The organism is Brevundimonas sp. (assembly GCF_036677305.1).
GTDB lineage: Bacteria > Pseudomonadota > Alphaproteobacteria > Caulobacterales > Caulobacteraceae > Brevundimonas.
Genome location: NZ_JAKFEB010000045.1, coordinates 46287 through 52628 on the forward strand (window position 1 = coordinate 46287; position 6342 = coordinate 52628).

Consider the following 6342-nt stretch of genomic DNA (forward strand, 5'->3'; position numbering starts at 1 on the left):
CTTGGGAGGGAAGGGGCGTGTAGCACGGGCGTATGGAAGCGCGAACCGCCGGAGCGTCCGGACAGAGACTGTCTTTGCTGCGCCACCCGGCGTCCACGGGCGAGGCGGCGTCGCGGGTGGAGGTGACGGCCTGGCGTCCCCAGCACGGGCGGCTGGCCCTGCGGTATGTGATTCACGCCCCGACGGACGAGCTGAAACTGCCGCCGATGACGGAGTCCGTCCGGGTTGATCATCTGTGGCGGCATACGTGCCTCGAGGCCTTCATCCGGCCGACGGCGGGCGAGGTCTATTACGAGCTCAACCTGTCGCCCTCGACGCGCTGGGCGGCCTACTGCTTTGACGGCTACCGCGCAGAGATGGCGGATCTGGACGTTCCGCCGCCGCAGATCGAGAGCCGGGCATATCCGGACCGTCACGAACTCGAGGCGCTGGTGGACCTGAGCGGCATTCCGGCGTTCGGGGGATCCGACTGGCGGCTGGCGCTTTCGGCCGTCGTCGAGGATGCGGACGGCGCCCTGGCCTGGTGGGCCCTGACGCATCCGGGCGAGCAGCCCGACTTCCACAACGCCGCCTCCTTCATCTTCGACCTGCCCGCCGTGGAGCCCGCATGAAATTCGGCATCGACCGCCTGCTGTCCGAGCCCGAACTGAGGGCCGCGCTGAAGGGGCGCAGGGTCGCCTTGCTGGGGCATCCGGCCTCGGTCACGGCGGACCTGACGCATTCGCTGGATGCGCTGATGGCGTGCGACGACCTGGACGTCACGGCGGCGTTCGGGCCCCAGCACGGCATGCGGGGCGACCTGCAGGACAATATGATGGAGAGCCCGGACTTCACCGACCCGCGGCACGGCATTCCGGTGTTCAGCCTTTACGGCGAGGTGCGCCGGCCGAGCGGACAGGCGATGGGGACGTTCGATGTCCTGCTGGTCGACATGCAGGACCTGGGCTGCCGCATCTACACCTTCGTGACGACCCTGCTGTACGTGCTGGAAGAGTCGGCGAAACACGGCAAGGCGGTGTGGGTGCTGGATCGCCCCAACCCGGCAGGACGGCCGGTCGAGGGGACGACCCTGTTGCCGGGCTGGGAGAGCTTCGTCGGGGCCGGGCCCATGCCGATGCGGCACGGGATGACGCTGGGCGAGATGGGCCGCTGGTTCATCGACCACTTCAAGCTGGATGTAGAGTACCGGGTTATCGAGATGCAGGGCTGGGCCCCCGATCAGGGGCCGGGCTACGGCTGGCCGATCGGCGAGCGCAGCTGGATCAATCCGAGTCCCAATGCGGCAAACCTGTCGATGGCGCGGGCCTATGCGGGCACGGTGATGCTTGAGGGCACGACCCTGTCGGAGGGCCGGGGCACGACGCGGCCGCTGGAGCTGTTCGGGGCGCCGGACATCGATGCGCGGGCCGTGATCGCCGGGATGCAGGCGTTCGCGCCGGAGTGGCTGGAAGGCTGCCGGCTGCGCGATTGCTGGTTCGAGCCGACCTTCCACAAGCACGTGCACCAGCTGTGCAACGGGGTGCAGATCCACGTCGACGACCCGGCCTACGACCATGCGGCGTTCAGGCCGTGGCGGCTGCAGGCGCTGGGGTTCAAGGCGATCCGGCGGCTGTATCCGGACTACGCCCTGTGGCGGGACTTCCCGTACGAATACGTCTTCGACAAACTGGCCATCGATGTGATCAACGGCGGGCCTGGGCTGCGCGAATGGGTCGACGATGCGGCCTCGACGCCCGCCGATCTGGAGGCGCTGGCCGGCCCCGATGAGGCGGCCTGGGCGGAGATCCGCCGTCCCTACCTGCTCTATCCGTGACCCAACCGGGCGACCGTTGGCTGGGGGTCGCCTGCGGCCTCGGGGCCGGGGCGATGTGGGGCCTGGTCTTTCTCGCCCCGAAGATGGCGCCGGACGCCTCGCCGCTGCTGATGAGCGTGGGACGGTACCTCGCCTACGGCCTGATCGCCGCCGCCCTGCTGGCTCCCCGCTGGCGAAGGGTTGCGGCGGCGCTCGACGTCCGCGCATGGCGCGCCCTGGCCTGGCTGAGTCTGGCGGGGAACATCGTCTACTATCTGTTCCTCGTGGTCAGCGTGCATTTCGCGGGGGTGGCCGCCTCGGCCCTGATCGTGGGCATGGTGCCGGTCGTGGTCGCCGTCTGGGGGCTGAAGGATCCCGACGCCCCGCCGCTGCGCCGGATCGGTCCGCCGATCCTGCTGGCCGCCCTGGCCGTGGTCCTGATCGGCCGGGAGAGTCTGGCGCGCGAGGCGCTGGAACGGGACGCGGGGCAGGTGCTGATCGGTCTCGTCTGCGCCGTGGCGGCGCTGTTGAGCTGGTCGGCCTATGCGGTGGGAAACAGCCGCTGGATGGCGCGCCTGCCAAGGATCAGCGCCCATGACTGGTCGCTGCTGACCGGCGTGGTGACGGGAGGCTTCGCCCTGCTGCTGGTGGTTCCCGCCATGTTCAGCCTGGGTGGAACAACCGCGGAGGGCTGGGCGCGGCTGGCCGGCGTCAGCCTCGGCGTGGCCGTGCTGGCTTCGATCGTCGGCAACGCCTTCTGGAACCAGGCGAGCCGGCTGCTGCCCCTGTCGATGCTGGGCCAGATGATCGTGTTCGAGACGCTGTTCGCCTTCCTGTACGGCTATCTCTGGGAGCAGCGCGGGCCGACGGCGATCGAGATCGTCGCCATCGCCATGATGATCGCCAGCGTGATCTGGTGCGTCCGGGCGCACCGGCCGTCCGCCCTGGCGGCGGTCGAGGGCGACCACTGAAACGAAAACGCCGCCGGGGAGGTCCCGGCGGCGCCTGTGTCCGGAGACGGGTGCGTCAGGCCGGCTTTTCGGCCAGCCGCTTGTCCAGATAGGCCCCGACGCGGGTTTCGACGGCGCCGATGTGGTCCTGCCAGAAGTGGGTCGCGCCCTCTTCCAGTTCGTAGTCGATGATGATGCCCTTCTGGGTGCGCAGCTTGTTGACCACGCGCTCGACCTCGACCGGGGGGACGACGGTGTCGTTGGTGCCGTGCAGGAACAGGCCCGAGGCCGGGCAGGGGGCCAGGAAGCTGAAGTCGTACATGTTCGAGGGCGGCGAGACCGAGATGAAGCCGTCCGTTTCGGGGCGGCGCATCAGCAGCTGCATGCCGATGTAGGCGCCGAACTGGTAGCCGGCGACCCAGGTCTGGGAGGCGCCGGGGTTGTTGGCCTGCAGCCAATCAAGGGCCGTTGCCGCGTCGGCCAGTTCGCCGATGCCGCTGTCGAACTCGCCCTGCGACTTGCCCACGCCGCGGCTGTTGTAGCGCAGCGTCGCGAAGCCGCGCTTCTGGAACAGCTGGTACAGGGTCACGGTGACCGGGTTGTTCATGTGACCCGCCGCCTTGGGGTGCGGGTGCAGGATCAGGGCGATCGGAGCGTTCGGGCGCTTGCCCGGCGAATAGCGGCCTTCGATACGACCAGAGGCGCCGGGCAGGATGACTTCAGGCATAGGCGGCGAAATCCGTGTTCAAATGTCATTTCGCATCTGCGTAATACTTGACCACAGCAGTAGGACTTTCTAAGTCCCGCTTGCGCGCCGACGCCTTTGCGAAGGCGCGGGTTCTAGCACAGGACCCTCGAAAAGCGCGCGATTTTTGAAGGTGCTCGATGCGTCTGTCGACCAAGGGACGATACGCCGTGATGGCGATGGCCGATCTGGCCAAGAACGGGCACGCCGACGGCGTGGTCCGGGCCGTGTCGCTGGCCGAAATCGCGACGCGTCAGGAGATTTCGCTGAGCTATCTGGAGCAGCTGTTCGCGCGGCTGCGGAAAAGCGGCCTGGTGCAGAGCGTGCGCGGGCCCGGCGGCGGCTACCGGCTGGCCAAGGGGGCGCAGGAGACGGTGATCGCCGAGATCGTTCTGGCGGTCGACGAACCCATCCGGGCGACCCGCTGCATCGGCCATTCGTCGCCCAAGGGCTGCATGATGGCCGGCGAGCGCTGCATCACCCACAATCTGTGGGAGGATCTGGGCGACGAGATCCACCGCTATCTGGCCGGAGTCTCGCTGGAAGACGTGGTGATGAACCGCACCGGCGCCCGCCGCCGCACCGCCGAGGTTGGAGTAGCCGCGTGAACCCCGTGTACCTTGACTACAACGCCTCGGGCCTGGTGCGTCCCGAGGTCCAGGACGTGATGGCGAAAGCGCTCGCGGACAACGGCAATCCGTCGGCCGTGCATGCGGCGGGACGGCGGGCGCGGGCGCGGATCGAGACGGCGCGGGCCCAGATCGCCGAACTGGTCGGGGCTGATGCGCAGTCGGTGATCCTCTCCAGCGGCGGGACCGAGTCCAACGCCCAGGCGATCATCAGCGCCATCGCGGCCGGCTGCGACCGGCTGATCGTCGGCGCGACCGAACATCCGTGCGTGGCCGAGGCGGCGACGGCTTCGGGCAAGCCGGTCAAGATGCTGCCGGTCGACGCGCGGGGCGTCGTCGACCTGAACAAGCTGCGCCAGCTGCTGGGCCAGCCGGGCAAGGCGGTGGTGGCCATCCACCATGCGAACAACGAGAGCGGCGTCATCCAGCCCATCGTCGAGGCGGCGCGGCTGGTGCGTTCAGCGGGCGGCTGGCTGCACGTCGACGCCATCCAGTCGGCCGGCAAGATCCCGGTCGACATCCGCGAACTCATGGCCGACAGCCTGACCCTGTCCGCGCACAAGCTGGGCGGGCCGCAGGGCGTCGGGGCCCTGATCATGGGCGAGGGACGGGAGGCCGTGCGCATCCTGCACGGCGCCGGGCAGGAACGCGGCCTGCGGGCCGGCACCGAGAATGTGCCGGGGATCGCCGGCTTCGGCATGAGCGCCGTCTGCGCCGCGCGCGACCTGCCGGCTGCGATGGCCCATGCGGCCTGGCGCGACGCCGCCGAGGCGGTGGTGAAGGCCGCCGGCGCCACCATCATCGGCGAGGGCGCCGAACGGCTGCCCAACACCCTGTTCATGGCCGTGTCGGACTGGGAGAGCCCGCAACAGCTGATCACCCTGGACCTGATGGGGCTGATGGTCTCGGCCGGCTCGGCCTGTTCGTCGGGCAAGACCAAGCCGTCGCGCGCCATCCTGGCCACGGGGATGATCGACAAGGCCACCGGCGGCATCCGCATCTCGGGCGGCTGGGGCACGACGGAGGACGACTGGAAGCGGTTCGCCGCGGCCTGGGTCGAGGCCTATGCGAAGCATCGCCAGCGGGCGGCCGCGCGGTCGAGGGAAGACGCCTGATGGCCGCCGTCCAGCAAACCATCGACGCGGTCGCGGCCCTCGAGAAATACGAGCACGGCTTCACGTCCGATATCGACACCGAGTTCGCACCCAAGGGACTGAACGCCGACATCGTGCGCTTCATCTCGGAGAAGAAGGGCGAGCCGGAATGGATGCTGGAATGGCGTCTGGCCGCCTATGAGCGCTGGCTGGCGATGGAGGAGCCGACCTGGGCGTCGGTGAAATACACGCCGGTCGACTATCAGGACCTGCACTACTACGCCGCGCCGAAGAAGAAAGACGGGCCGAAGTCGCTGGACGAGGTCGATCCCGAGCTGCTGGCCGTCTACGCCAAGCTCGGCATCCCGCTGAAGGAGCAGGAGGTCCTCGCGGGGGTTGAGGGCGCGCCCAAATACGCCGTGGACGCGGTGTTCGACAGTGTGTCGGTGGTGACGACCTTCAAGGCCGAGCTGGCCAAGGTCGGGGTGATCTTCCTGCCGATGAGCGAGGCGGTCCGCGAACACCCGGAGCTGGTGCGGAAATATCTGGGATCGGTGGTGCCGGTCTCGGACAACTATTTCGCAGCCCTGAACAGCGCGGTCTTTTCGGACGGATCGTTCGTCTACATCCCGCCGGGCGTGCGCTGCCCGATGGAGCTGTCGACCTATTTCCGCATCAATGCCTCGAACACCGGCCAGTTCGAGCGGACGCTGATCATCGCCGACAAGGGCAGCTACTGCTCCTATCTGGAGGGCTGCACCGCGCCGATGCGCGACGAGAACCAGCTGCATGCGGCGGTGGTCGAACTGGTCGCGCTGGATGACGCCGAGATCAAATATTCGACCGTGCAGAACTGGTACCCCGGCGACGCCGAGGGCAAGGGCGGCATCTACAATTTCGTCACCAAGCGCGCCGACTGCCGCGGCGACCGGTCGAAGGTGAGCTGGACCCAGGTCGAGACGGGGTCTGCGGTGACGTGGAAATACCCGTCCTGCATCCTCAAGGGCGAGGACAGCTCGGGCGAATTCTATTCCATCGCCATCACCAACGGACATCAGCAGGCCGACACCGGCACCAAGATGATCCATCTGGGCAAGAATTCGAAGAGCCGGATCATCGCCAAGGCGGTGTC

Annotated in this window: 7 protein-coding genes; 6 read left to right on the forward strand and 1 reads right to left on the reverse strand. The window is 68.2% G+C overall.

Annotated features, from left to right (window positions below):
• Nucleotides 1-74: 74 nt before the first annotated feature.
• From V6M42_RS02765 to V6M42_RS02775, 3 genes are read left to right on the forward strand one after another with little or no spacing between them, the layout of a single operon-like run.
• The gene (locus V6M42_RS02765; RefSeq protein ID WP_332676988.1) at nucleotides 75-611 is read left to right on the forward strand and encodes a DOMON-like domain-containing protein; all 537 of its coding nucleotides are present in this window, start codon (nucleotides 75-77) and stop codon (nucleotides 609-611) included.
• The gene (locus V6M42_RS02770; protein WP_332676990.1) at nucleotides 608-1813 is read left to right on the forward strand and encodes an exo-beta-N-acetylmuramidase NamZ family protein; all 1206 of its coding nucleotides are present in this window, start codon (nucleotides 608-610) and stop codon (nucleotides 1811-1813) included. Before V6M42_RS02765 ends, V6M42_RS02770 begins: the two co-directional genes overlap by 4 nt.
• The gene (locus V6M42_RS02775) at nucleotides 1810-2763 is read left to right on the forward strand and encodes a DMT family transporter (RefSeq protein ID WP_332676992.1); all 954 of its coding nucleotides are present in this window, start codon (nucleotides 1810-1812) and stop codon (nucleotides 2761-2763) included. The genes V6M42_RS02770 and V6M42_RS02775 overlap by 4 nt, the downstream gene beginning before the upstream one ends.
• Nucleotides 2764-2818: 55 nt before the next feature.
• On the opposite strand, the gene V6M42_RS02780 is transcribed toward V6M42_RS02775, so the two are convergent.
• A complete protein-coding gene (locus tag V6M42_RS02780) occupies nucleotides 2819-3469 on the reverse strand; it encodes an alpha/beta hydrolase (protein ID WP_332658210.1) in 651 nt (216 codons plus the stop codon).
• A 158-nt stretch (nucleotides 3470-3627) separates the two neighbouring features.
• Between V6M42_RS02780 and V6M42_RS02785 the strand changes: the two genes are divergently transcribed.
• The 3 genes from V6M42_RS02785 to sufB all read left to right on the forward strand — a co-directional run.
• Nucleotides 3628-4095 (forward strand): Rrf2 family transcriptional regulator, encoded by a 468-nt coding sequence (locus V6M42_RS02785; RefSeq protein WP_332676994.1) that lies wholly within the window; start codon nucleotides 3628-3630, stop codon nucleotides 4093-4095.
• On the forward strand, nucleotides 4092-5231 hold the full coding sequence (locus V6M42_RS02790) for a cysteine desulfurase family protein (RefSeq protein WP_332676996.1): 1140 nt from the start codon (nucleotides 4092-4094) through the stop codon (nucleotides 5229-5231). The genes V6M42_RS02785 and V6M42_RS02790 overlap by 4 nt, the downstream gene beginning before the upstream one ends.
• Nucleotides 5231-6342, forward strand: a 1112-nt coding sequence (sufB, locus tag V6M42_RS02795; RefSeq protein WP_332676998.1) for a Fe-S cluster assembly protein SufB, incomplete at its 3' end; no start/stop codon positions are given. The genes V6M42_RS02790 and sufB, both read left to right, overlap by 1 nt.